This is a genomic window from Bacteroides sp. 224 (assembly GCF_010500995.1).
Classification (GTDB): Bacteria; Bacteroidota; Bacteroidia; order Bacteroidales; family Bacteroidaceae; genus Bacteroides.
This window is the reverse complement of the sequence record NZ_QVMK01000011.1, coordinates 13,570-38,229: the sequence shown is the minus strand read 5'-3', so window position 1 is coordinate 38,229 and position 24,660 is coordinate 13,570. Positions and strand designations below refer to the sequence as shown.

General features: G+C 39.8%; 28 protein-coding genes. 8 read left to right on the top strand and 20 right to left on the bottom strand.

The genetic code is table 11. From position 1 onward, the window contains the following. Positions 1 to 6: 6 nt before the first annotated feature. From D0T60_RS07235 to D0T60_RS07225, 3 genes are all read right to left on the bottom strand, one after another. Positions 7 to 525 carry a hypothetical protein gene (locus D0T60_RS07235; protein ID WP_163217491.1) on the bottom strand — a complete coding sequence of 173 codons (519 nt, stop codon included), beginning with the start codon at positions 523 to 525 and terminating at the stop codon, positions 7 to 9. Then, the gene (locus D0T60_RS07230) at positions 522 to 1,739 is read right to left on the bottom strand and encodes an AAA family ATPase (RefSeq protein WP_163217490.1); all 1,218 of its coding nucleotides are present in this window, start codon (positions 1,737 to 1,739) and stop codon (positions 522 to 524) included. Before D0T60_RS07230 ends, D0T60_RS07235 begins: the two co-directional genes overlap by 4 nt. A 225-nt stretch (positions 1,740 to 1,964) precedes the next feature. After that, positions 1,965 to 4,502, bottom strand: coding sequence for an adenosylcobalamin-dependent ribonucleoside-diphosphate reductase (locus D0T60_RS07225; RefSeq protein ID WP_163217489.1), 2,538 nt, complete (start codon positions 4,500 to 4,502; stop codon positions 1,965 to 1,967). 343 nt (positions 4,503 to 4,845) lie between these two features. Between D0T60_RS07225 and D0T60_RS07220 the strand changes: the two genes are divergently transcribed. Further along, positions 4,846 to 5,583 (top strand): NADPH-dependent oxidoreductase, encoded by a 738-nt coding sequence (locus D0T60_RS07220; RefSeq protein ID WP_163217488.1) that lies wholly within the window; start codon positions 4,846 to 4,848, stop codon positions 5,581 to 5,583. A 101-nt stretch (positions 5,584 to 5,684) separates the two neighbouring features. On the opposite strand, the gene dnaA is transcribed toward D0T60_RS07220, so the two are convergent. The 3 genes from dnaA to D0T60_RS07205 form a co-directional block, all read right to left on the bottom strand. Beyond that, positions 5,685 to 7,094, bottom strand: a complete 1,410-nt coding sequence (gene dnaA, locus D0T60_RS07215; RefSeq protein ID WP_163217487.1) for a chromosomal replication initiator protein DnaA — start codon at positions 7,092 to 7,094, stop codon at positions 5,685 to 5,687. 353 nt (positions 7,095 to 7,447) lie between these two features. Next, positions 7,448 to 8,350 (bottom strand): MlaD family protein, encoded by a 903-nt coding sequence (locus D0T60_RS07210; RefSeq protein WP_163217486.1) that lies wholly within the window; start codon positions 8,348 to 8,350, stop codon positions 7,448 to 7,450. A gap of 11 nt (positions 8,351 to 8,361) precedes the next feature. After that, positions 8,362 to 9,543: an N-acetylmuramoyl-L-alanine amidase gene (locus D0T60_RS07205; RefSeq protein ID WP_163217485.1), complete on the bottom strand. Its 1,182-nt coding sequence runs from the start codon at positions 9,541 to 9,543 to the stop codon at positions 8,362 to 8,364. A 320-nt stretch (positions 9,544 to 9,863) separates the two neighbouring features. On the opposite strand from D0T60_RS07205, the gene D0T60_RS07200 reads away from it, so the two are divergent. Then, positions 9,864 to 12,314, top strand: coding sequence for an FAD-dependent oxidoreductase (locus D0T60_RS07200; protein WP_163217484.1), 2,451 nt, complete (start codon positions 9,864 to 9,866; stop codon positions 12,312 to 12,314). 114 nt (positions 12,315 to 12,428) lie between these two features. On the opposite strand, the gene D0T60_RS07195 is transcribed toward D0T60_RS07200, so the two are convergent. The 8 genes from D0T60_RS07195 to D0T60_RS07160 form a co-directional block, all read right to left on the bottom strand. Next, positions 12,429 to 12,524, bottom strand: coding sequence for a smalltalk protein (locus tag D0T60_RS07195; protein WP_370524401.1), 96 nt, complete (start codon positions 12,522 to 12,524; stop codon positions 12,429 to 12,431). A 28-nt stretch (positions 12,525 to 12,552) separates the two neighbouring features. Then, positions 12,553 to 12,759 carry a DUF4248 domain-containing protein gene (locus tag D0T60_RS07190; protein WP_163217482.1) on the bottom strand — a complete coding sequence of 69 codons (207 nt, stop codon included), beginning with the start codon at positions 12,757 to 12,759 and terminating at the stop codon, positions 12,553 to 12,555. A 61-nt stretch (positions 12,760 to 12,820) separates the two neighbouring features. Beyond that, entirely contained in the window at positions 12,821 to 13,330 is a 510-nt protein-coding gene (locus D0T60_RS07185; protein WP_163217481.1) for an HU family DNA-binding protein, read from the bottom strand. A 296-nt stretch (positions 13,331 to 13,626) separates the two neighbouring features. After that, positions 13,627 to 13,920, bottom strand: a complete 294-nt coding sequence (locus tag D0T60_RS07180) for a D-Ala-D-Ala carboxypeptidase family metallohydrolase (RefSeq protein WP_370524400.1) — start codon at positions 13,918 to 13,920, stop codon at positions 13,627 to 13,629. 126 nt (positions 13,921 to 14,046) lie between these two features. After that, positions 14,047 to 14,745: a hypothetical protein gene (locus D0T60_RS07175; protein WP_163217479.1), complete on the bottom strand. Its 699-nt coding sequence runs from the start codon at positions 14,743 to 14,745 to the stop codon at positions 14,047 to 14,049. Beyond that, entirely contained in the window at positions 14,681 to 15,508 is an 828-nt protein-coding gene (locus tag D0T60_RS07170) for a helix-turn-helix domain-containing protein (protein WP_163217478.1), read from the bottom strand. The genes D0T60_RS07175 and D0T60_RS07170 overlap by 65 nt, the downstream gene beginning before the upstream one ends. Positions 15,509 to 15,640: 132 nt before the next feature. After that, on the bottom strand, positions 15,641 to 15,943 hold the full coding sequence (locus D0T60_RS07165; protein WP_163217477.1) for a hypothetical protein: 303 nt from the start codon (positions 15,941 to 15,943) through the stop codon (positions 15,641 to 15,643). Further along, on the bottom strand, positions 15,943 to 16,266 hold the full coding sequence (locus D0T60_RS07160; RefSeq protein WP_163217476.1) for an SH3 beta-barrel fold-containing protein: 324 nt from the start codon (positions 16,264 to 16,266) through the stop codon (positions 15,943 to 15,945). Before D0T60_RS07160 ends, D0T60_RS07165 begins: the two co-directional genes overlap by 1 nt. 629 nt (positions 16,267 to 16,895) lie before the next feature. Between D0T60_RS07160 and D0T60_RS07155 the strand changes: the two genes are divergently transcribed. The 3 genes from D0T60_RS07155 to D0T60_RS07150 all read left to right on the top strand — a co-directional run bounded on the left by D0T60_RS07155 (position 16,896) and on the right by D0T60_RS07150 (position 18,503). After that, positions 16,896 to 17,732, top strand: coding sequence for a hypothetical protein (locus D0T60_RS07155; RefSeq protein WP_163217475.1), 837 nt, complete (start codon positions 16,896 to 16,898; stop codon positions 17,730 to 17,732). 167 nt (positions 17,733 to 17,899) lie between these two features. Further along, positions 17,900 to 18,046, top strand: coding sequence for a hypothetical protein (locus tag D0T60_RS18640; RefSeq protein ID WP_203558302.1), 147 nt, complete (start codon positions 17,900 to 17,902; stop codon positions 18,044 to 18,046). Then, entirely contained in the window at positions 18,015 to 18,503 is a 489-nt protein-coding gene (locus tag D0T60_RS07150; RefSeq protein ID WP_163217474.1) for a DUF6169 family protein, read from the top strand. Before D0T60_RS18640 ends, D0T60_RS07150 begins: the two co-directional genes overlap by 32 nt. A gap of 33 nt (positions 18,504 to 18,536) precedes the next feature. On the opposite strand, the gene D0T60_RS07145 is transcribed toward D0T60_RS07150, so the two are convergent. The 6 genes from D0T60_RS07145 to D0T60_RS07120 form a co-directional block, all read right to left on the bottom strand. Next, positions 18,537 to 18,902: a type II toxin-antitoxin system HigA family antitoxin gene (locus D0T60_RS07145; protein WP_163217473.1), complete on the bottom strand. Its 366-nt coding sequence runs from the start codon at positions 18,900 to 18,902 to the stop codon at positions 18,537 to 18,539. Positions 18,903 to 18,914: 12 nt separating this feature from the next. Beyond that, on the bottom strand, positions 18,915 to 19,208 hold the full coding sequence (locus D0T60_RS07140) for a type II toxin-antitoxin system HigB family toxin (RefSeq protein WP_163217472.1): 294 nt from the start codon (positions 19,206 to 19,208) through the stop codon (positions 18,915 to 18,917). 166 nt (positions 19,209 to 19,374) lie between these two features. Then, positions 19,375 to 19,950 (bottom strand): Maf-like protein, encoded by a 576-nt coding sequence (locus tag D0T60_RS07135; protein ID WP_163217471.1) that lies wholly within the window; start codon positions 19,948 to 19,950, stop codon positions 19,375 to 19,377. A 30-nt stretch (positions 19,951 to 19,980) separates the two neighbouring features. Beyond that, positions 19,981 to 20,502 carry an HAD family hydrolase gene (locus D0T60_RS07130; RefSeq protein WP_163217470.1) on the bottom strand — a complete coding sequence of 174 codons (522 nt, stop codon included), beginning with the start codon at positions 20,500 to 20,502 and terminating at the stop codon, positions 19,981 to 19,983. A gap of 217 nt (positions 20,503 to 20,719) precedes the next feature. After that, entirely contained in the window at positions 20,720 to 21,511 is a 792-nt protein-coding gene (locus D0T60_RS07125) for a Rossmann-like and DUF2520 domain-containing protein (RefSeq protein ID WP_163217469.1), read from the bottom strand. 9 nt (positions 21,512 to 21,520) lie between these two features. Then, complete coding sequence (locus tag D0T60_RS07120) at positions 21,521 to 22,057, bottom strand: nitroreductase family protein (RefSeq protein WP_163217468.1); 537 nt, start codon at positions 22,055 to 22,057, stop codon at positions 21,521 to 21,523. A 539-nt stretch (positions 22,058 to 22,596) separates the two neighbouring features. On the opposite strand from D0T60_RS07120, the gene D0T60_RS07115 reads away from it, so the two are divergent. From D0T60_RS07115 to mce, 3 genes are all read left to right on the top strand, one after another. Then, positions 22,597 to 22,989, top strand: coding sequence for an AraC family transcriptional regulator (locus tag D0T60_RS07115; RefSeq protein ID WP_163217467.1), 393 nt, complete (start codon positions 22,597 to 22,599; stop codon positions 22,987 to 22,989). 23 nt (positions 22,990 to 23,012) lie between these two features. Further along, positions 23,013 to 23,993 (top strand): GNAT family N-acetyltransferase, encoded by a 981-nt coding sequence (locus D0T60_RS07110; protein ID WP_163217466.1) that lies wholly within the window; start codon positions 23,013 to 23,015, stop codon positions 23,991 to 23,993. 188 nt (positions 23,994 to 24,181) lie between these two features. After that, positions 24,182 to 24,586 (top strand): methylmalonyl-CoA epimerase, encoded by a 405-nt coding sequence (gene mce / locus D0T60_RS07105; protein WP_163217465.1) that lies wholly within the window; start codon positions 24,182 to 24,184, stop codon positions 24,584 to 24,586. Positions 24,587 to 24,660 lie beyond the last annotated feature (74 nt).

The window sequence follows — 24,660 nt, the reverse complement described above, 5'->3', positions numbered from 1 at the left end:
CGACACCTATAAAGCTGCTTCGTTAATCTTTATCCTGTTTCCTATTCTCAAGATATATCCTGTTTCATCAAAGAAACGCTCCATACGTAGCAACCATGACTTTTTAGAAACTGGCCGTTCACTATTAGCTATATATGCTTTTCTTATTTCGTAATTCTCTGCTTCACTACTCTCGTTAAAGTGAGTTATGGTACTTCTCAACTGTTCTTCGCCCTCTACAATCCAAGTCTTTCCACGCTCTGTTCTCTGCTTTAACTCCACAAAGATAACCGTAGAATCATGCACCAGAACTGCGTCGCAACATTTAGCTTTCTTTTCATCAGCACGTTTTAATACAATACAATTATCCAAAGGATAAAATGTAATTGATTCCAACGAATCATTTTCAACAACCGCAATCCACAATTCACCATTCTTTTCATCTAAATAGGCCGGATTATGTGGTGGTGGCGGATTATCGCAAAGACCAAAACGTTTTTTATCAGAAACAGCCTTCTTATCAATTGGAAAAAAAACTGTACTCATAATTTCTGTTGAATTTCCAGTAAAGCAGCAAATAAATCGTTACTCTCTTCTAATTTCTCATTCAGTTGATGCTCATCGGAAGGCAGCCCCTTATAAGTTTCCAACTTTCTGATTGTTCCGTTTTCTTCATTCAGTTCGAAAACAGATAAGTTTTCCGGGGCAACAACAGAATTCAATGCAATAATCTGCCCGAGTTCCTCTCTCAATTTATCACTCTCAATTTTCTTATTCAGAATTGCAGCCTTCACAGCCAGCGTTAAATAATTTATCAGATAAGGACTATGCGTAGTAACAATTAGTTTATTCCCTTTCTCTTCGTTACTAAACGACAACAAACTTTGCAACATCTCCCACTGTGATGTAGGAAACAGATTTTGCTCCGGCTCCTCTACAATATTAATAAAAGCCGTTTTATTAAATCTTTTACCTAACTGAGAGAGCACAATTCGCCTTTGCTTATCAGTGAGCGAAGAATCAGCAAGAACATCCGCTGTTAGTTTAGCAAAGCGTTCTTCCTCCTCACTACTCATTGAAACATTCTTTTTAAAATCTTTGATTGAATCTGAAAGGTATTTTGATGCCAAATAAAGTGGAACTACTGATTGAAAACCGCTTGATGCTTCAGAAAGCTTAATACGATAATCACGACCTTTGATGTAAACCAGATCATTCGACTTTTCATATTCAATAGTCACTCCGTTGATAGGAAGAGATACAGCCTTTTCCGATTTTCGATATGCTTTTATATATTCACCCAAAAATTCTACCAACGACTCTGATATATCTTTGTATTTTCGCGGGTCCTCAACATAAGCCAGAAAATTTCGTTCAGCCGGAATATACATTACCTGCGGCAGTTCATATTCATTATTGTCGGTTTTAGAGATACTTACTCCATTATTTTCATATTTTATAGTATATGCATCTCCTTGGTACTCAATATATGTATCAGGACGAAAATAGTTTTCAATTCGATGATAAGTACAATAGTTTTCTCTTAATATTCCTTCCCGTGTGAACCATTCTTCTTCATAATCACCTCGGAATATTACCTTTTCGATCCATGAAAAAGTGGATATAAGTTTAGCAACAGTACTTTTACCACTTCCCTGATTTCCTATAAAAAACGTCACTTTAGAGATGTCCATAAAACCATCATCTTCTAAATAACCTTCTCTGATAGGACCGAAATATTTTATTTTAATCTTTCCCATACTGTTGAATAATTAATTTACAACCATACAAATGTAGCTATTATTCTTCGGAATTAAATTATCAATAACAAACTTTCCCCCTATCTTTCTTCTGTGATGAATATTTTTTGAATTTACACTTGACACGTCTACTCTTTGAACTTGACGCGTGTACTCTTAAAAGTAGAGCCGTCAAGTTTGTGGACTTAACGGCTCTACTCTTAAAAATATGTTTTCTATATTCGATTATCCGCAGCGGGATGATCCACAAGTTTTACAAATCAAACATCCTTCCTGATACACCAAGGATTCATTGCCACAGTTCGGACACTTCTTTCCTTTGGCTTCGGTGCCATCCTGAATATATTTTTTCAAGGCACGTTCCACCCCATTCTTCCAGGTATTAATGTTTTCGCTGTCTAACTGAAGCGAACTTACCAATTTAATAACCTGTTCGATTGGCATTCTCCAACGAAGTACGCCGGAAATCAATTTTGCATAGTTCCAGTATTCTTTGTTGAACTTTTCAGAAAGTCCTTCGATGGTGGTTTTGTAACCGCGCTTGTTCTGGAATTGGAAGTCGTATCTTTTGGCTCCGTTTTCATCTACACTTTTAATGATCTTTCCGCTAACCACGGTTTTGGGAAGCAAAATACCTTCGTCGTCATCCTGAAGCCCGGTAAAGATTTCGTAAGGTCTGCCATCGAGCAAGCCAACGAAAGCTACCCACTTTTCTTTGTTGTTTTGGAATCTTACCACATCGGCTTCCAGACTTTGCGGACGCACTTCCACTACTGTAGGCGGTTTGCATGGAGGCAGTTCTCCGCCTTTATCATCTTTTGTCGAAACAAGAACCCCCGAACGAGATCCGTCGCGATACACAGTACAACCTTTACAACCCGATTTCCAAGCCTCTACGTACAAACGGTTTACGAGTTCTTCGTCTACATCGTTTGGCAGATTGATGGTTACACTGATGGAGTGGTCTACCCATTTCTGGATTCTACCTTGCATTTTCACCTTCATCAACCAGTCTACATCGTTGGACGTAGCTTTATAATAAGGTGATTTTTCTACCAATTCGTCGATTTCTTCCTGCGTATATCGTTTGGAAGGATCGTAACCATTGGCTTCCATCCAAGTTACAAATTTATGGTGGAATACGATATATTCTTCGAAAGCATCTCCTGTTTCGTCTACAAAATCCACACGCACTTGCGCATCGTTCGGATTTACTTTTCTACGACGCTTGTACACAGGCAAGAACACAGGCTCAATGCCCGAAGTAGTTTGAGTCATCAAACTGGTAGTGCCCGTAGGGGCGATGGTTAAACAAGCGATATTACGACGTCCGTATTTCTTCATCTCCTCGTATAGTTCGGCATCAGCTTCGCGAAGACGATTAATAAACGGATTGTTTTTTTCTCTTTCCGCATTGTACACTTCGAAGGCGCCGCGTTCTTTAGCCATCTCAACCGATGAACGATATGCGCAAAGTGCAACTTCACGGTGTACTTTTTCGGAGAATTCGGTAGCCTCTTCGGTTCCGTATCTCAGGTTCAGTGCTGCAAGCATATCGCCCTCCGCAGTAATACCTACTCCGGTGCGTCTACCTTGTCCGCTCTTCTTATATATTTTTTCCCACAATACATGTTCTGTGCGTTTCACTTCAGACTCTTCGGGATCTTCGTCTACTTTTTCAAGGATTTGCTCGATTTTCTCCAATTCCAGGTCGATGATATCATCCATGATGCGTTGTGCCAATGCTACATGCTTCTTAAATAAATCGAAATCAAAGTAAGCATCTTTAGTAAACGGATTTACCACATAAGAATAAAGGTTGATAGCCAACAAACGACAAGAATCGTAAGGACACAACGGTATTTCTCCGCAAGGATTGGTAGAAACGGTACGATATCCTAAATCGGCGTAGCAATCGGGAACAGATTCTTTGATGATTGTGTCCCAGAATAAAACACCGGGCTCGGCCGATTTCCAGGCATTGTGAACTATTTTTTTCCACAAGTTCGAAGCATCGATTTCTTTTGTTACCGTTGGCTGTGTTGAGTCAACCGGGTATTTTTGTTGGTAAGGGCGACCTTCGATTGCTGCTGCCATAAATTCGTCATCCAGTTTCACGGATACGTTGGCACCGGTTACTTTGCCCTCCGTCATCTTAGCGTCAATAAATGATTCCGAATCGGGGTGTTTAATAGATACGCTCAACATAAGTGCGCCTCTGCGACCGTCTTGTGCTACCTCGCGGGTTGAATTGGAGTATCTTTCCATAAACGGCACAATACCTGTAGAGGTTAACGCCGAGTTTTTAACGGGAGATCCTTTGGGGCGAATGTGAGAAAGGTCGTGCCCTACGCCTCCGCGTCTCTTCATTAATTGTACTTGTTCTTCGTCTACTTTAATAATGGCTCCGTAAGAGTCGGCCGCACCATCTACCCCAATAACAAAACAGTTAGATAAAGAGGCTACCTGATAGTCGTTCCCAATTCCCGTCATCGGGCTTCCTTGGGGAATGATGTACTTAAAATGATCGAGCAATTCAAAAAGTTCCTTAGCACTCAACGGGTTAGGGTACTTTGCTTCTACACGTGCAACTTCGTTAGCAATTCTCCAATGCATATCTGCCGGAGATTTTTCATAAATATTTCCGAAAGAGTCTTTTACTGCGTATTTGTTTACCCAAACCCTCGCAGCAAGCTCGTCGCCTTGGAAGTATCGTAAAGATTCTTCAAAAGCTTCGTCATAAGAATAAATCTGCTTTTCCACTTTTAATATTTCTTTGATGGTTTTTTATCTTTAAGAGCAAATTTGTAGAAGTTACCCCTTTCATTGAATATGCGACACAAAACTATGAATGTTTTTTATTATATCAAAACAAATACAGAAGTATTTATGAACAGACAACTAAGTTTTCCATTTCCAACATACAAATTGCTAATTATCAATAAAATAACAACAACTGAGACTACAAAAAGTTCTCCAAAAAGAAAAGTTAATTATAGATAAATGCATTTGAAGTTATCCAAAAAGGAAAATTTAACAAGAATAAAAAGGCTTCAAATGCATTATATGCAGATCTTAAACTATCTTTGCAAAAAACATTTTTATTATGGAATCAATGAAAAACAGAAGAACAATCAGGAAGTACAAACAGGAAACTATTTCCTCCGAATTGTTAAATGATTTACTCGAAACAGCATTCAGAGCTTCCACTACCGGAAACATGCAACTTTATAGCGTTGTAGTAACGCGAGATAAAGAAATGTTAGCTCAATTATCTCCTGCTCATTACAACCAGAAACCCATACAAACTGCACCCGTTGTACTCACTTTTTGTGCAGATTTCAATCGTTTTTGCAAATGGTGCGAAGAGCGAAAAGCCGTTCCCGGTTACAACAATTTCCAGTCTTTTATGAATGCCGCCATGGATGCTTTAATCGTTGCCCAAACCTTTTGCACCGCTGCCGAAGATAAAGGGTTAGGCATTTGCTACCTGGGCACCACCACTTATAATCCTCAGATGATTATTAAAACGCTTCAACTGCCGAAATTAGTTTTCCCTATTGCCACTATTACCGTAGGCTATCCCGACGAATGCCCCGAACTTGTAGATCGCTTACCAATCGAAGGCATCATTCACGAAGAAACGTATAAAGATTATAGTCCGGCAGATATCGACAGGCTATACAGCTTCAAAGAGTCATTAGCTATCAATAAGAAATTCATAGAAGAAAATCAAAAAGAAACATTGGCTCAGGTGTTTACGGATATTCGTTACAGCAAAAAAGATAATGAAGCAATTACCGAAAACTTGTTTAAGGTGATTCGTGAACAAGGGTTTGAGTGAGTAATTAGGAATTGAGAATTAGGAATTAGGAATTAAGAAAATTAAAAAAGCTACATAAGGAAATCTCTCAAATTCCTAATTCTTAATTCCTAATTCTCAATTCACCCCCTCCTCTTCAACTGTGTTTCCAGGCTTTCCACATCGGCACGGAAATTCTTATCAACTTCGCACTGCTCTTTTACTATTTTATAAGCATGCAGAACAGTGGCATGATCTTTCCCTCCAATTAGTTGTCCGATTTTAGAAGAAGATGAATCTGTATGTTTCTTCGCCAGATACATAGCAATCTGACGTACTTGTACCACTTCTCTTTTTCTTGATTTGGTATGAATTACAGAAGGCTCCACTTCGAAATGGCGGCAAACTGTATCCACAATATTATCTACTGTGATGGCTTTTGTTTCGCAACGAACGATTTTACGGATAATGCGTTGAGCCAACTCCAAGTCGATATCTTTATTATAAATGGTAGAATGTGCCATGATAGAAATAACCACCCCTTCCAGGTCGCGCACACTCTCGTTTACATTCTCTGCAATATAGTCGATTACTTCCGGCGGGAATTGAAGCCCGTCACGGTGAATTTTATTGCGGAGAATATCTTTCCTTAGCTCAACCGAAGGTTTCTCTAATTCGGCCACCATTCCCCATTTAAAACGGGTTAAAAGTCTTTCCTCCATTCCCTGCAAAAGTACAGGTGCGCGGTCGGAAGTCAAAATCAACTGTTTTCCGTTCTGGTGTAGGTGATTAAATATATGGAAGAATGTATTCTGAGTTCTTGTAACACCTGCAAATTCCTGAATATCATCAATAATCAACACATCAATTGTTTGATAGAAATTGATAAAATCATTGGTGGTATTGTTACGCACAGAGTCGGTATATTGCACCTGAAACAAATGGGCAGATACATACAAAACCCTCATGTGAGGATACTGCTCTTTAATCTTATTACCCACAGCGTTAGAGAGGTGCGTTTTACCTACCCCCGACACTCCGTGAACAAACAAGGGGTTGAAGGCAGTTTTTGCCGGACTCTTTGCTACGGCCTCTGCCACACTACGCGAAAGCACGTTACTGGAACCTGCAATAAAGTTATCGAAATTATATTCCGGATTCAGTTGAGAATCCAAGTCCTGCACGGCAGGCGCTTTTAATATATTAGGTGCTTTATTACCCGCTTGTGCGGTTGGTTTAGGATTCGAAGAAACAATACGATTGGTAGCCTCAAGGTTCACAGTAGTTTGAGAACTTTGATCTACCATCACGTTATACATTAGTTTGGTTCCTTCTCCAATCACTCTATATAAGGTGGTGCGGAGCAAGTCGACAAACTTCTCTTCTATAAATTCATAAAAAAATTGACTTGGAACTTGCAATGTTAAAGTTTTGTTCTCATATTTCATGGGAACAATAGGGACAAACCAAGTATTGTATGTGGTATCCGGAATGTTGTCTTTAATCACTTTAAGACATGAATTCCACAACCTGATATGATCAGATTCTATCATAGCAACAGTAAATACACAATTAATAAATGAGTGAAACTTCTACGAATGCAAAATTGAGAATCTTATTTCAAAAAAACAAATTGCTTTTTTCTTGTATTTATTACATTTAAAATAAAGCATTTAATTTCAGCGAGTTATGGAATTGTTCACAACAAACACATTTTTCTTCCACTTGCAAGACACAAATAACTGATATACTGCAAATTAACCCATACAACAACCATTCTTTACAACAAAGAAAAAAGGAACCAAAAGTTGCCTTTTCGTTCCTTTAGTTATCTCTAAATGGGTTTTTTAAATTCTTCTTTTATCCCCACGCTAATTTAGATAAAATCTATATAAGAGTTTTTTTTCTATTTATTTTTTCGCCCGAAAAGGGAAAAATGAACATAGCGTTTTGGGTTCTTCTGGAGGTCTTCCAATAAACTTGCAGCATTAGCTGTAGTGCTATTCAGATTATTGTATAGTTGAGTATCATTGAGCAACATCCCAATTGAGCCCTCTCTGCTGTTCAATCTCTCTGTAAGCATTTTTACATTACTAATCGTAGAGTCTACTTTATGAAGGGTGGCCGAATAATCAAAATCTTTCAGGTTATCGCTTATCACCACAAAGTTATCTCCTATCGTATTTAATTTGCTGGTAAGTTGAGGAATATCTCTGCCTACCAACGTATTGATATGTGTAGAAGTTACTTCTAAATTTGCCGTCATATTACGAAGAGATTGAAGAGTGGCAGGAATATTCTCATCTGCCAATATTTTATTCAACGACACCAAGATAGAGTCCATCTTTGGCAACAGCATCTCTACTTTAGGCATCAGGTTTGTAACCGTTCCCATTAGTCCACTTGTTGATATTCCGGGTATGGTATCTCCTATTTCATGTCTTTCGCGAGGATTGTTGGCCAGCAGAATATTCATTCTTACTCCTCCCAACATTTCCGTCTCCAATTCGGCCGAACTACCTTTCGGGATGCGCATATCCTGATCAAGATCTACTTCTACAATCACATTTCCCGGGCTATTATAATCATATATAATATCGCTCACAATTCCTACTTTATAGCCATCGGCAAAAACAGGACTCGATTTCGTCAGCCCATTTATATTTGTGTACTTCACATAAAAATAGCTGGTAGGATGAAACATCCGGATTCCCTTTAAATAATTAATTCCGTATACTAAAAGACATAAAGCCACAATTCCGGCTATTCCGATTCTGACTTCTTTAGTAAAGTATTTCTGTAAGTTCATATATTCTTTTGTTATTTATTTCTCTTCTTTTTAAATTCTTCAATAGCTTTGTTCGTATCTATTCTTTTGCCATTTTTAAATGCCACAACAAAGGCACCTTTAAAGTTACCGGCCAACCGACGGCGCGTTTTAAGAACTTCGTTATAATCGGCAGAAGCTCCGTAGGTATATTTATAGATTTTGCCATCTTTATAGTAGTCAACGTCTTTCAAACCTTTAAAACGTTTATCGTTCTTATTCAGCACGGAAGAAGCTGTGAGTATTTGCACTTTAAAAATAATTTCGTTTGTAGCAACCACCGGGGTCGATGGCTTTAAAGGTTCTTTGAGCTGCTCTTTAGGTAGTTCTTTGGGTTGCTCTTTCGGTTGTTCTTTTACTTCATCGAAAACAGATATAATAGAAGCAGATTGTGCTTGTTGTTCTTCTTTATAGTTAAGGAAAGCACAATAAATACCATTTGCCAAATTATTAGCACCTGCTTCTGTATTCAGATATCTTTCTTCTTCGGGGGTTGAAATAAAGCCAAGTTCCACTAATATACCCGGCATTGCCGTGTTCTTCAGCACCAGGAAGCCGGCTTGATGCACTCCCCGATCTCCGCGTTTGCAAGTTCCCTTAAAGTGCTGCTGCACAAGAGAAGCCAGCCTAACGCTTTGAGACATGTACTGATCTTGTATAAATTCAAATATGATGTAAGATTCCGATGAGTCCGGATTAAAGCCTGCATATCGGGTTTGATAATCACCTTCGTACATAATTACCGAGTTTTCTCGCTTGGCCACCGCCAAGTTCGCATCAGAGCGGGCAAGTCCCAGCGTCCACGTCGAAGTACCTTTCACCGTTTTAGGAGAAGCCACCGAGTTTGTATGAATGGAGATAAACAAATCTGCTTTCGCTTCATTGGCTATTTGGGCCCTGCGATCTAAAGGAATAAACACATCTTTATCTCTGGTATATACCACTTTAACATCCTGGCAATTCTTTTTAATCCGATCACCTAACTTCAAGGCTACTTTCAGATTAATATCTTTTTCTTTAGATATCTTTCCGACTGCTCCCGGATCTTTTCCTCCATGCCCGGCATCAATAACTACTATAAAATCTTTTGCCCAGACAGTATTAAACGCCATCGGGGAAATGAATAGCCAAATGCCTATAAAGGCATACAATATATAATGTCCATCTAATTTCATGATCAAAAACATGTGCAAAAATAGTACAAAATAATAGAAAACTGATCTTTCGTCTACAAGTTTTCACTTTTTTACGAAATAAAACCTCACCTCTTCTCTATCAATTGCCGTCAGTTTTAACTGACGGACAAGAAACAAACTAAGATATCCCCTGATCTGGCTTTATATTTTTCTATCCGTCAGTTAAAACTGACGGCAATTGATAGCAAAAAGAACCGCCCCAACAAGGAACAATTCAACAAAAGAACAATTTTCCATTGGAAATTTCTTCCTTTCGAATATTTACTCTATCTTTGCATCAAACTTAATAATATAATATCATGAAACATATTATCATCGGAGGTGTAGCGGGCGGAGCTACTGCAGCAGCAAGAATCCGTCGGGCAGATGAAGAAGCACAAATCATCTTACTGGAGAAAGGAAAATACATATCTTACGCCAATTGCGGATTACCTTATTATATAGGTGGAGTAATCGACGAAAGGGAAAAACTTTTCCTACAAACTCCCGAATCGTTTGGTAATCAATTCAATATAGATGTGAGGGTTGAAAATGAGGTGATAGATATTGATCCATCTGCCAAAACCGTGAAGATACGAAAAGCAGATGGAAGCGAATATTCCGAGAGTTACGATAAGCTATTACTTTCTCCGGGAGCAACACCCGTAAGACCACCCCTCGAAGGGCTTAACCTCAATGGCATTTTCACTCTTCGGGATGTTAATGACACCGACCGGATAAAGAAGTACATTACCGATCGGAAAATAGAAAAGGCAGTGGTAGTAGGAGCCGGATTCATTGGATTGGAAATGGCGGAGAATCTGCATCATGCGGGAGCGCACGTCTCCATTGTAGAAATGGGCAATCAGGTAATGGCGCCGATCGACTTTTCGATGGCATCGCAAGTACATCAACACCTTTTACAGAAAGGAATTTCGCTCTATCTGGAACAAAGCGTGGAGAGATTTACTTCAGACGATAACCAAATCCGGGTGCACTTTAAAAGCGGAGAAATGATTCCTGCCGATATCGTTATCCTTTCTATTGGTGTAAGGCCGGAGACAACCCTCGCCCGAAAAGCAAATCTTAAAATAGGAGAAACAGGAGGCATTTGGGTAAACGAACACCTGCAAACCTCCGAAGAAGATATTTATGCCGTGGGTGATGCCATTGAATTTCCGCATCCACTCACCGGAAAGCCTTGGCTAAACTACCTCGCTAACCCCGCCAACCGACAAGGAAGAATTGTAGCCGACAACATGGTGTACGGCAATAAAACCCACTATGAAGGTGCCATCGGAACAAGTATCGCCAAGGTTTTCGATCTAACCGTAGCCTCTACCGGACTTGCAGCCAAGCGCCTGAAGCAGATGGAAATTTCCTATCAAAGTTCCTGGACACATTCCGGTTCTCACGCGGGTTACTATCCGGATGCCTTGCCTTTAAGTATAAAGCTTACGTTCGATCCTGTCGGCGGAAAACTTTATGGCGCCCAGGCCGTTGGCTATGATGGTGTAGACAAGCGCATCGACCAAATTGCGTTACTCATAAAAAACGGTGGTACCATCTACGACCTCACGCGCGTGGAACATACGTATGCTCCCCCTTTCTCTTCTGCAAAAGATCCTATTGCAATTGCCGGATATGTGGCTTCCAATATCATTAACAGAGAAATGCCCTCTATCACCTGGCGCGAAGTGCAGCAAGCAGATGCAAACGAAAGCGTACTATTGGATGTACGCACAAGGGATGAGTTTTCGATGGGTCATATTTCCGGAGCTATAAACATCCCTGTAGAGGAATTGCGAAGTAGAGTAAACGAGGTGCCTACCAACAAGCCTGTTTTCATCTACTGTGCTGTTGGGCTGCGTGGTTATCAGGCCACTAAGATATTAGTTGCCAAAGGTTTTAGTAACATCAAAAACCTATTGGGAGGCTATAAAACCTATTCGGCCGCCATTGCCCCCATTACAAATACCCCAACATCAACCTCAGAAAACAATAAAAACAATACCCCTCAAGCAACCATGTCTACTGAAATAAAAACCATCCGCGTAGATGCCTGCGGCTTGCAATGTCCGGGCCCCGTGCTACGTATGAAACAATCTATCGACACCATGAGCCCGGGCGAACGCCTGGAAATCATTGCCACCGACGCCGGATTTGCCCGTGATGCACAAGCCTGGTGCAATACCACCGGCAATAGGCTGATATCTAACAATGAAGAAAAAGGGAAGTATACAGTAGTCATCGAAAAGGGGATTCCTTCCTGCACACTTCCCTCCTCTCCCAACACCGGCGGCAAGGGCAAAACCTTCATCATGTTCAGCGACGATCTCGACAAAGCACTGGCTACCTTCGTACTGGCCAACGGCGCTGCCGCTACCGGCGAAAAGGTAACCATCTTCTTTACTTTCTGGGGGTTGAATACTATCAAAAAGGAGAAAAAGCCTCATGTTTCCAAAGATATCTTCGGTAAAATGTTTGGCATGATGCTTCCATCCAGCTCCCGCAAGCTCAAACTATCTAAAATGAATATGGGAGGCATGGGCAGCCGAATGATGCGGCATATAATGAAAGTAAAAGGAATCGATTCGTTGGAATCGTTGCGAAATCAAGCCATCGAGCAGGGTGTGGAATTTATTGCTTGCCAAATGTCGATGGATGTCATGGGAGTGAAAAAAGAGGAACTTCTGGATGGAGTAACAATTGGAGGTGTAGCTACTTATATGGAACGGGCTGAGGGGGCGAATGTGAATTTGTTTGTGTAAAGAGTTCACCACAGATTTCGCAGATTAACACAGATTATTTATTGCTTTTTTGAATTTTAGTCTGTGAAATCTGCGTTAATCTGTGGTGAAAACTCCCTCACACTCCTCTCCTCCTTACAAATTCATCGCCTGCACCCCCAGCGCCCCAAGCACCGCACTTGCCACTGCAATAATTGCTTTCAGAATCACATCCCATGTTTTACTATTCATTTTCATAATCGTATTGTTTTTTTTGTTTTTAAGGCTCCCCCAAATACTCCATTATCAGTTCCACCTGTGCAGGTGTCAATAATTTGGCGCATGGGCTATACCCTATCTCTGTTAATTTTTGCTCTAAATCCCTACAGTTTTTTATCCAAACCCGCAACTTTTTACGGGCTGTATCTATCGACACGTTTGGCAGGTACAGGGAAGCCAATTCTCCTTTTGTATATACTTTACTCATTTCAATTTTGCGTTTTTAAGTTTATAATTCATAGGTTTGAGCTTCCCCAAAAGCCTACTTTTTAAGCCGACGGATCGATAAATTCATCACCGCCACCCGGGTTGTTACCACCACCGGGGTTCGAACCACCGGGATTGGTTGTTTCCGCTTTTGCATTCTTGTCTCCCCACTTGCGAAACTCTACCCCACCAAACATGGCACGGGTAGTACCTTCAATACTATTACGGGTGTAAGAAGGCGTAAAACGAATACGCAAACCGGTGATCTGCGAGGCACTCACCTCTTCCTCCGTGTCCACTCCCTTGCCGTTTGATTTGGAAACTACGATGAACGTTCCCAACCCGTTCAGCTTCACAGCGCAACCGTTCAATAGATGCCGACGCATCACAGGAATCAGGTTGTTGATAGCATTTTGTGTATCGCCCGGGGTGAGAGACGATCGTTCGGCTACTTCTTCGGCAAGCTCGGCAGTTTCTACCGTTCCTCCTGTTTTAATTACTCGCGGAAAGAATTTGCGAATTCCATCTTGCGACTTCAATGTACTTTGATAAGCTTTGTAAAATAATGACATAACTAAATTGTTTTTAAATAAATACTTTAATCGATCAGGCTCTCTATTTTCCTAATCCGAAACAAAGATAGAGAAGTCATTTTCGGCTCATTCCGCCAAAGTCCGCTGCCGTCCGCTTACGTCCGCTTACGTCCGCAAATTGCCGCATTCGCAAGTATGTGCATCTTATACGGGCGCAACAAGATATTCAAATGCCCGTGGCAAATTGTTGAATCGCCCGTGCCAAATTATTGGATCGCCCGCAAGAGTTTACTCTTATGCCCGCGGCAAAAAGCCAAGAACGGTTTATTCAACTATCAATACATCCAAATAACCTCTCGGGGTAAATTTTCCCCTTCTCCTACATGGATAAATGTTTTGGCTATTCCGATGCGTGTGAACCCTACTTGAATAGCCGCTTGCAAAATTCGGTATCTATCGGTCGAGGTATGGCAACGAATATCTACTCCTCTCCCCTGAGAATGATCTCCTTTGCCGTTCCTGTTTTTAGATTTCTCCCAACCCTCACTGCGGTATGCACTGTTAATGATAATCGGCATCCCGGCTACATCGCGAAGCGTATCTAACTTGTTCATAAAATGCTGATTCATATCCTGTAAGCTACAAGTTGGAATACACCGTTTAAATTCTAATTCTTTAAAATGTTTGCTCGTAATCATAATCTTATCCCCCCAATTTCAATTCTTAATTCTTAATTTTTAATTCTTAATTAACACCTACCTCCTACTTTCTCCGTTTATTCTAATCACATTGAACATATCTTTAATTCTGTCGACCACGAAATTGCCATAAACATCGAATTCCTTATCGGGGTCCAGATTAGTTGTCAGATGACTGTTCCCTTCGAATCTTTTTTCATACCGAAGTTGCAGTATGAGCTGAATGGCATTTGCCTGAGTTCCATAATGTTTGGCAGCCAAAGGTTCGCGCCCCACCTCATCAATAGCCAGATTTCTTTTGCTTGTATAGGCTACAATGGCATCGACTCCTTTTTCGGCATAGCGCAGAGCAATCTCGGTGGCAGACGTCAGATGAAACCCTAAGATGGGGCATTCAGAATGATAAACATATCGGTTCATCTTCATTTCGTAGTCTTGGAGTCCTTTTAGCAAAGTCGACTTCCCTACCCCCAACCCTCCCCACAACAACAGCCCCTTGGTAGGGTTCAGAGTACCCGTTTCCATTCGCCAGGCATATTTATAAAGGGTATTTAATAGTGCTTTATTCTGATCATCTATCACAAAAGAAGGACATACTTTCTTCATTGATTTTACGAATTCAAACTTCCAAAATCTCTCTGCGTCGAATGTATTCAGGTCTATGGGTTTGCCATGCAGTTGGTATGTTTTGTCAGAACTCGAAAGAGATGATTCCGGCCGACTTTTTCTCTGGTTGATTATTTCTTTTATATTCATCGTTTTTGGCTTTTTTCCATTCTTCGTAATATTTATCGGTATTGGGGAATACTACTCCCATCCAGTTGCACTCGATAGCTCTTTCCATTTGTTCGATGGCGAAGGCTTCTTCGTATTTTGCCAGCTTGTTAAGTGAGCGCTGCAAAGATCCATTCTTCTTGGTTTTCCATTTGGCAGTGCCGGCAAGCTCCTCCCATATTGCCATAAACTCTTCCGAGGTATGGGGATAATCTAAAGTCGAAAGATCCCTTTTATCTATCTGTTTACTCTTTTTATTTTCTAAAGAAGTAGATTTGCGCTTAGGCGCAGTATCTTTATGTTTTATATATATTGTTTTATTATATATAATAGGTGAAAATGGGGGAACCGGGGTAATAACTTCCTCAGTTAGGGGGTCAACCGAGGAAGTAGCTTCCCTGGTTACAGGTATCAACGATGAGGTAACTGGAGTAACTGTTACCCTGGTTGGCTCATCATTTATTACTTTTTCCATTAATGAGTACGAACATCCCAACTGATTATTGGCAGCGGTGGTATAAGCAATTAGTCCGGCCTTAGCGAGTTCTTTTCTCGATTTTTGAATTGTTTTCTTTGATATATTCAATGCATCTGCCAACTTTGATGTCCGTACATTAAATGTTTCTTCCCACATCTTTTCATTACAGATAGAGGCCAGTTCATGAAATAAAACCTGGTCGATTGCCGATAAGGGTGTTTTCTCTCTTACTTCCTTTAGTCTTTTGGTTAATTTGTATCCATTCATATTTTGTTTTGTTTTGAGTGAGTTCACCACAGATTAACACAGATTCTCACAGATTATTAATTAAAAAATCTGTCCTTTTTGGTCTTGTAGTGGAATAGTTTAATCTGTGAAAATCCGTGTTAATCTGTGGTTTTAATTCAATTCCTCCGCATTCATCCTCTTCGCAGCAGCATCCAACCGACCACCTATATAATCGGCGATATTTGGAAGGGAGCATTCGTGATTCTTTCCGTCTTTTATTACTTCCACGGCTGTAATTTCCATTTCGGGATAAGAGTCATAGTTGCAAATGGCAATATCCACAAAAACGGTACAGCATTCGTTCAGGTCTTCTTCCACGGTGACGTCTTCGAATTCCAACCGGGAAATGAGTTTTCGAACGACAAAGTCAATGCTTCTGCGGGTGTTGGCGATAGGATTGTTTATGAGCGTCATTAGGCTACTCTCACAAGGTTAGCTTTTCTAAAAGAGCGAAACTCGCCAAATTCGATATCAAAGTACACTTGCAAACCCTCATTAGGCTTTTTATTTGTTCCTTTCAGGGGTGGTAGCAAGGTTTCTTCCAGCGTGCCGAATGCCATTCGTTGCTTTCCATCCACCCGTTGAAAGAAGAAACACACTACACGTTTTTCCATTTCTGCTTGCAACTTGCTATTTAGCCAGGCACATTTCAAGGCTTCGCTCATTGTATAATGATCATTACGCACAAACTGCCAAGCCAGGTTCATTACTTTCTGTAGAGGTTGAGTAGTTTTCATTTGTTTCTTTTTTAATAGTTATCTATTTTGCATTTATTATCTTGGCGATTTCGATGATTCATTTTCAAATATCTTAAGAAAGATTACTCGACAATTCTTCATCGTTTCGACAGTGCAAACATACTAACTTAAATTTTATCGCAAACTATATCAAGCTAAAAAAGATTCGCTCATTATCACTATTTAACGAATATATTTCGATTGCCACACAATAAATCACTTTATAATTGGAATATTAATAAAGAAACGAACAGCAATTCGAAGTAAACAGCGAGAATTTCAATGGAAACTCAATTTATTAGCTATAAAACACTTAGCAATAAAAAATCGTCAAAAGAAGCATATATAATGAAAACAGTCAATCAAATAGATTTACCTGAAAAGCAAAAGATTCGAAAGAGAATCCACGAAATACATCTTTTAACATATAAAGGAGAGACAAATAACTATTCATGCAGCAAAACAAAAGTCGCTAATAAACAGACAGATAAAAGATTCGACATACACCAAAAGAGCACTAACCTTAACACATTTCGTTCCCCAATAATTTGCAAAACAAAACAATAACTATTAACTTTGTGCTTTAAGCATTAGCATTTTCGTTTCTAAACTTAATAACAACACTTACTATGCAACCGTGGGAAAGAATTCAATATATTATAAATGAGCTAAACCTGAACAGGAACTCCTTCAGCATGGCCATTGGGATAGGGAACAATGTTACCATAACAAGAATTATCAACGAAAAAAGAAAACCCTCCTGGTCTACCATTCAAAAAATTGCGAAACGCTTTCCGCAGTACAACCTCGATTGGATACTGACCGGAACTGGAGATATTCATGCAAAACCGGGAGAAATCGTTCCTATCAACCTTCCTACACCTACTGTTCAGGCACCGAAGCTTAATGGCACTCAAACAATTGACGCTATCACTAACTCAGCAGAGGAAGGCGAACTTATTTCTGTAAACTCCCACGGAATCAAATTCTACGATTTAGGGAATGGATCATACCGAATGAACGTACCGTTAGTACCTTACTACGCTTACGGAAGATTTGCAAATGAATCCGACAAACTGGAAAAAAATTTGGATGATTGGTACACCGAAAACTTCGAAGTGAACCAACTTGCCCGCGGCAACTATCTGGCATTCGAAATCAAAGGCGACAGCATGGACGACCAAACCCGTTTCGGATTTGAACCCGGCGACAAAGTGCTGGCACGCGAACTCGACAGTATATATTGGAAAGATGGCTTAAGGCTTAACAAATATCCTTTTTGGGTAATTGTGTACGAAAACTCTGTGATGATTAAGCAAATCATCCATCAGAACATGGAAAATGGCGATATCACCTGCCACTCTCTGAATAATTCTCCGGAGTATTCCGATTTTGTGATCAACTTAAATCAGGTGCGTAAGCTGTATAATGTAATACAGAAAAAACCAAGGGCGGTGAATTTTTAATGGAATGAAGAGACTTTTATTATATATCCATATATTATTTAGAAAACGTATAAATAAAAGTCTTTATTCGTTAAACTAAAAGGAATTTTAAATATTTTCGTGGTTGATGATTATCTTTGTATTACCAAAACATATCAGCAAATACATTTAATTGAAAGGGGTATATAATGAAAGCCAATAGCATTACAAAAGAAAAAAAGAATGTTATCCAACAAATGGTGGATGATAAAAAGGCTATTCGCGAGTACATAAAAAAGAATGGAACATTAAAAGGATTCAAGAGTGAAACTATTAAATTCGGTAAGCCATTTTGATTTCTATTTTTCTTATTCAGAGAATGCATACGTATTCAAAACTGACGATGGAGTAGATTATATTATAACTTTTCTTGATTATTCCGGAGCAATGGATGTAAAATTTCCAATTTATTCTTTTATAATTGATAGATATCCGGGAAACAAGAAAAGTAAAGATATCGAAAATAAAGTAAGAAATACAATTTTAGTTATTTTATCTAAGTTCTTTGAGAACAATCAGTCTGCACTTGTGGTGATATATGACAGTATAGATGGTAGGCAATTATACAGAAAAAGATTGTTTGATAAATGGTATAACGAGTTTAACAATGGAAGTATAGCCAAAAAGGAAGGTTCTTTTAACTCTTCTAACAGTGAAACTTATGCAATAGTTATGTATTCATCTTCTCACAAAAACTGCGATGAAATAGAAAAACAGTTTGATAATTTATTGAAAAATAATTTCTACAACTAAAAAACTGTTTTGAATTTTATTCTTCTGCACTACTCATACTCCCAAAACTATATTTGCATCAATATTCAATTTTTTACTCATCTCCCTGGCAACTTTCAATGTAGGTTCACTCCGACCTGTAAGATAGTCGCTTACTCTGGATGGGCTAACATTAAGCAATTCTGAGAGCTTTTTCTGGGTTATTCCCATCTCATACATACGTAGTTTAAGTATGTCAACAAGTGATGGTTCTCCCAATGAAAAATGCGCTTCAGAATAATCTGCTACTAAATTAGAAAGAAGTTCCAATTCAATGCTATTAGGATTATCCAAAGGAGTATCATCATTCACCAATGGAATCAACTCTTCAACTCTTTTAATAGCCCAATTATATTGAGCTTCATTTTCAATTTTTGTCATAGTTCGATTACTTTATATTGTTGAACAATCAATTTTATCATATTCCGAATGGGTACCAATAAAGCGAATATAAACAAACTTTATAGTGAACTTTATAACGACGACCAGTCTATAATTATTACCTTTAAGATTAAACACATACCTCTGATCACCAATGCTATCAACACTATTAAATGTATTCTTAACATCTGCAAAGCAAGTCCACTCACTTAGTTTAACTTTTAAAGCCCACTCTTGAAGAGCCACTTTAGCATCTGGATGATTTTCTGAGTACTCTTTTAACGCTTGCTCTGTAAATATTCTCATGATCTATGTTTATTTCAATACAAATATAGCATAGTTATTTTATAATTCAAAATTATATTTCATCTTTCAATACGATACTAAAAAAGTGATAGCCACACTTAACTACCACCTTTTATACACGATAAAACCAGAAATTACATTTTGTTTTATCTATGTTTTTAATATACTATATCTCCCCCAACTCCCTATACAACCTCTGCACCGGCAATCCCATCACATTAAAATAACTACCCGTTATCTTTTCGACCCCGATAAACCCGATCCACTCCTGTATACCATAAGAGCCGGCTTTATCCATTGGGTGATAGTTGCCGACATAAAAATCAATCTCTTCATCCGTGAGTGTAGCGAAAGTCACTTCGGTTACTGCTGCAAACCCTTTCTGCCAGGCGGAGGTGGTGAGACAAACACCCGTAATTACCTGATGCACATTGCCGGAAAGCTTACGAAGCATCCGGCGGGCATCTTCTTCATCAACAGGCTTTCCCAACACCTCTCCATGCAGCCAGACAATGGTATCTGCCGTAATCACCAGCTCATCTGCAAGGATGGAAGATTTATAGGCCTCCGCTTTGGAATGGGCTATATAGAGAGGAATCTCTTCGCCAACCAGCTCTTCGGGAAATGATTCGTCCAAGTCGGGAAGCACCTTCACCTCGAAGTCAACCCCCAACCCTTTTAATAATTCTTGCCTACGCGGAGAGTTAGAGGCAAGTATTAGTTTATAGTTGTTTTTCCACATTTTGTTTATTCTTAGAAAAGTTTCTTATTACTACCAGCCAAAAGCATCACCTGCCATCCACAACCCCTGAGCTTTCATTACCTGCTCCAACACATCGCGTCCGCAACCGTTTCCTCCGGTGCAGTGAGAAATGTAACGGGAAATAGACTTCACTTCGGGAATTGCATCTTTCGGACAACAAGGCAAACCACATTCGCGCAATACCTCCATATCGGGAACATCATCGCCCATATACAGAATCTCTTCATCCTTTAGATTGTATTTGTCGCGAAAATCACGATAATCATGAATCTTCACAGAAGACCCCATATAGATATCTTTAACACCCAACGAAGCAAAACGCTTACGTACAGATTCCGTCTTCCCTCCGGTAATAATAGCTATATGCAAGCCCTGCTTTACTGCCAGTTGCATTGCATAGCCATCCTTTACGTTCACCGAGCGCATCGGTTCTCCATTCGGATGCAGCATCATAACATCACTGCTTAACACTCCGTCCACATCGAAGGCAAGAGCTTTAATTTGAGTTAAATCGTAGTTGATTGTTGACATAGTTTATTTCAATTTAGAATGAAAATTATGTGAGTAGATATTCGTAATTAGTTCTATATCATATAGAGTTATATTGAACCGCAGAGTTACGCAGATTAACGCAGAGGATTAAGTTTTAGTTCTATGCAGCATTGTATTAATTAAAACTCTGCGTTAATCTGCGTAACTCTGCGGTTCAAATTCAATCACCACCCAACCAATTCTTAATTCCTAATTCCTAATTCTTAATTTGATAAATACTCTGGCTCAACATCCTATAAATATCCTGCATAGAAGGTTCATCTTCGAGCATGGCCAGATGATTATTTATAACAGTTTCGTCATAGCGTACGGCAGGACCCGTTTGCGCCTGTTTGGGCGATAACAGATGAACTTTCCGGGCTGTTTCATCGATCAGCGGAAGAATAACCTCAAAAGGAAGATTGTACTTCTTCAGCAATTCATTGGCCAGTGCGTACAGATGATTGGTGAAGTTGCAAGCAAATACGGCTGCCAGATGCAAACTCTTACGCTGTTCGGAATTTGCGTCATACACCTTTTCCGAGAGCGTAGAGGCTATTTCCTTTAACAAATCGCCGTCCTGTTCGGAAAGTGCCTCTATAAAAAAAGGTATTTCTTTAAAATGCACCTCACGCTGCTTGCTAAATGTTTGCAACGGATAAAACACCCCATAGCGGGTTGCATACCCTTTCCACACCTCCATCGACAAGCTGCCTGCGGTATGAACAAAAAGAGCATCCTCCTTTCCCTTCACAATTTCGGGGAGCAGTTCGAGAAACGCATCATCTTTCAGTGCAACAATGTAGAGGCTCTTGTTTTTATTTACCGCGCCCAAATCAGTTGTCCAGGTAGCATTCACGGCGTCGGCCAATGTTTGGGCCGATTGTTGCGTACGGCTATACACCTGATCGATACAAAAGCCTGCCCCATACAATGCCTTAGCCAGGTTGACAGCCAGGTTGCCTGCACCGATAAAAACAATAGAAGTATCTTTTTTTATATTTCCCATCCGGTTTAATTATTGTCCACCATACTTATTAATATGTATCTTTTCCCATTGCAAATGCTCTTCGTTAAAAGGCTTACGCTCCACCTCTTTATGTCCGATAGCGATAACAGACAGCACTTGCAACTGCAACGGAAGCTCAAGCAAATTATGCACATACTCATCGGCAGAAATACCCGAAGCAGTAAATCGCTCGCGTACTTGCACCCAGCAGCTACCCAATCCCATATCTTCGGCTTGCAACTGTATCATGATAGAGGCTATGGAAGCATCTTCTATCCACACATCACTTACCAGCGGATCGGCTGTTACCACAATAGCCAAAGCAGCATCGGCAATAAACGAGGCGCTATGCTCTTTGCAATGAGCCAACTTCTGCAACGTTTCTTTGTCATCCACCACAATAAATTGCCATGCATTGGTTCTTTTCGAGGTTGGCGACATCAGGGCAGCCTTTAAAAGCAAAACCACTTCTTCTTGCGAAAGTTCTTGCTTTGTAAACTTGCGTGTGCTGCGACGTTTTTTAATTAATTCATCAAAATTATTCATATTGAGTATAATTTTTATCAAGCATTTGCAAAGATAAGAAATATCGTATTCTTTATCCGTAAAAGACCCCAAAAATACAGTCGCATATTCTTTGTAAAGGAATCTTAAACAGGTACATTTGTAATGTTAACCTTAGTTATGAATGATTGACCTAACATTAGAATGAACTATGACAAAATTTACTGTTTCTTCATTGGTTGAAACCCTATAGCTCAAGCTATGTAAAGAAGTCTTTTATTGCTTGATTAATCGTTGTTCATCTGCATATCTTGAGCTAACCTACAGGAATCTACCTAAAGAGCATGGTACTCTCTCTCACCATTACTCTTGTATGTTTCTCCGGAAACAAGGTATCTTGTAGCGAAAAGGTAAGTAATCCAAAAATTGCTAAAGTGAAGGTGAAACGGGAATTCCGTGAGGAATAGCCCGTTTTTTCTTTTTCGGAAAAAAACGCATTTTCTTTCTCAAAACGCACATTATATAAAATATTTATTTAGCTTTGCAAAAGCTTATTTATCAATTTTTACAATTAATCGCTTATGAGAACTATATCTGACAAAGAACTCGTTGCAGAAGTTCGCAACCTTATGACAAACCACAAGCTGTACAAAGATCCGGAACTCTCGCTTAATTCTCTTGCAGATCGCATGAATGTTCCTCGCAACAGACTGTCCAGAGCTATTAACGATGTGACCGGCAAAAACTTCAGTACATACGTAAATGGCTTCAGACTGAAAGAAGCCGTGCGCGTACTCTCTGAGCCGAGAATTAGCCCACGTTTCGTACTTGGTTTTTACAAAGAAGCCGGATTTACCAGTAAATCAACTTTCTACAAAACTTTTAAGGAAGTAATCGGCGTATCACCTGCCGAATTCAAAAAAGCGAAAAAGGCTGAAAAAGAAAAAAAGAGGCTGGAAAAAAGTAAAGCTTAAAGAAAAAACGTAACTTTGCGATAATGCCACTGAAATTAACATCATATTATCGCGGAAAAGACATCCCGGAAGACCTTCCGGGATGTAATATTTTTCATTCCAAAGATTTATTTCTTTTATACGAAGCCGCCGAATTCACACCTATACTTATTGTAGCTTCGTACGATGACAAACCTGTGGCTAAGCTTCTGGCTAATTTGCGCAAACAGACCCATATACTCCCCTTCTTAGGAAAAAGATGCGAAGTGTATGGCATTGGAGAATATCTGGACGAAACGGCAGACAAAGAATTGATTTTTGGCGAAATTCTCTCTCACCTCACCAAAGATGCTCTGCGACATTCCTTCATCATTGAATTCCGTAATTTAGAGCATGCATTAGACGGACACAAGTATTTCAGGCTAAACCATTATTTTGCCATCAACTGGCTTAGAGTCAGAAACTCGCTCCACAGCATAGAGCACGTAGAGGAGTACTTCAGTGCATCGCGCATCAGACAAATAAAAAAAGGATTAACGAATGGTGCCGAAATAAGCGAAGCCACTTCTCCGGAGGAAATTCAAGAATTCTCGCGTATGCTTCATAAAATATATTCCTCGCGAATCAGACGCTACTTCCCCTCGCGCAACTTCTTTAAACTAACCGACGAATGGCTGATCAGCAAAGGACTGGCCAAAATATTTATAGTAAAGTACAAAGGAAAAATCATCGGAGGCTCCACCTGCCTCTACTCCGGGCAGAATGCTTACTTATGGTTCTCGGGCGGAATGACGAAATCATACGTAACCCAATACCCCGGTGTACTTGCCGTATGGGCCGCCTTGGTAGATGCCAAAAAAAGAAAATACCGCCACCTCGAATTTATGGACGTAGGACTACCCTTCAAGAAGCATGGCTTTCGCAGCTTCGTGCTGCATTTTGGCGGCAAACAAAGCAGCACCCGCCGATGGTTCTTCATCCGCTGGAAGTGGATTAATAACTTGATGAGGAAGATTTATTCGTAGCCCGATAAACCACAGAAAAAGCAGCAGTTTCCGCAGCCCCGCCTATTCCTCCAAATCGCTGTTATTATTTGATAATACGCGAGAACTTAATTGAGGAAATATTTCTCCATTCAGCTTTTTCTTACTTTCTTTGTGCAGTTTTTTGCATTAAAAACTCACATTATAATATTGATTAAAACAATTCTATTATGAAGATTTCACACATTGAGCATTTAGGCATCGCAGTGAACAGCATCGAAGAAGCTCTTCCTTACTACGAAAATGTTTTAGGGTTAAAGTGCTACAACATCGAAACTGTAGAAGATCAAAAAGTGAAAACAGCTTTTCTAAAGGTAGGAAACACTAAAATCGAACTATTGGAAGCAACCAGTCCCGACAGCACCATCGCTAAGTTCATCGAAAACAAAGGACAAGGAGTGCACCATATTGCTTTTGCCGTAGAAGATGGTGTAGCCAACGCCTTAGCCGAAGCCGAAGAAAAAGGAATTCGCCTGATCGATAAAGCCCCCCGCAAAGGTGCAGAAGGCTTGAGCATTGCTTTCCTTCATCCGAAATCAACACAAGGAGTATTGACTGAACTATGTGAAGCCTGAATACAATGTTGAATGTTGAATTTTAAATGTTGAATGTTGAATTCTCCCTAAAAGAAAACGACATAAGAAAAAAG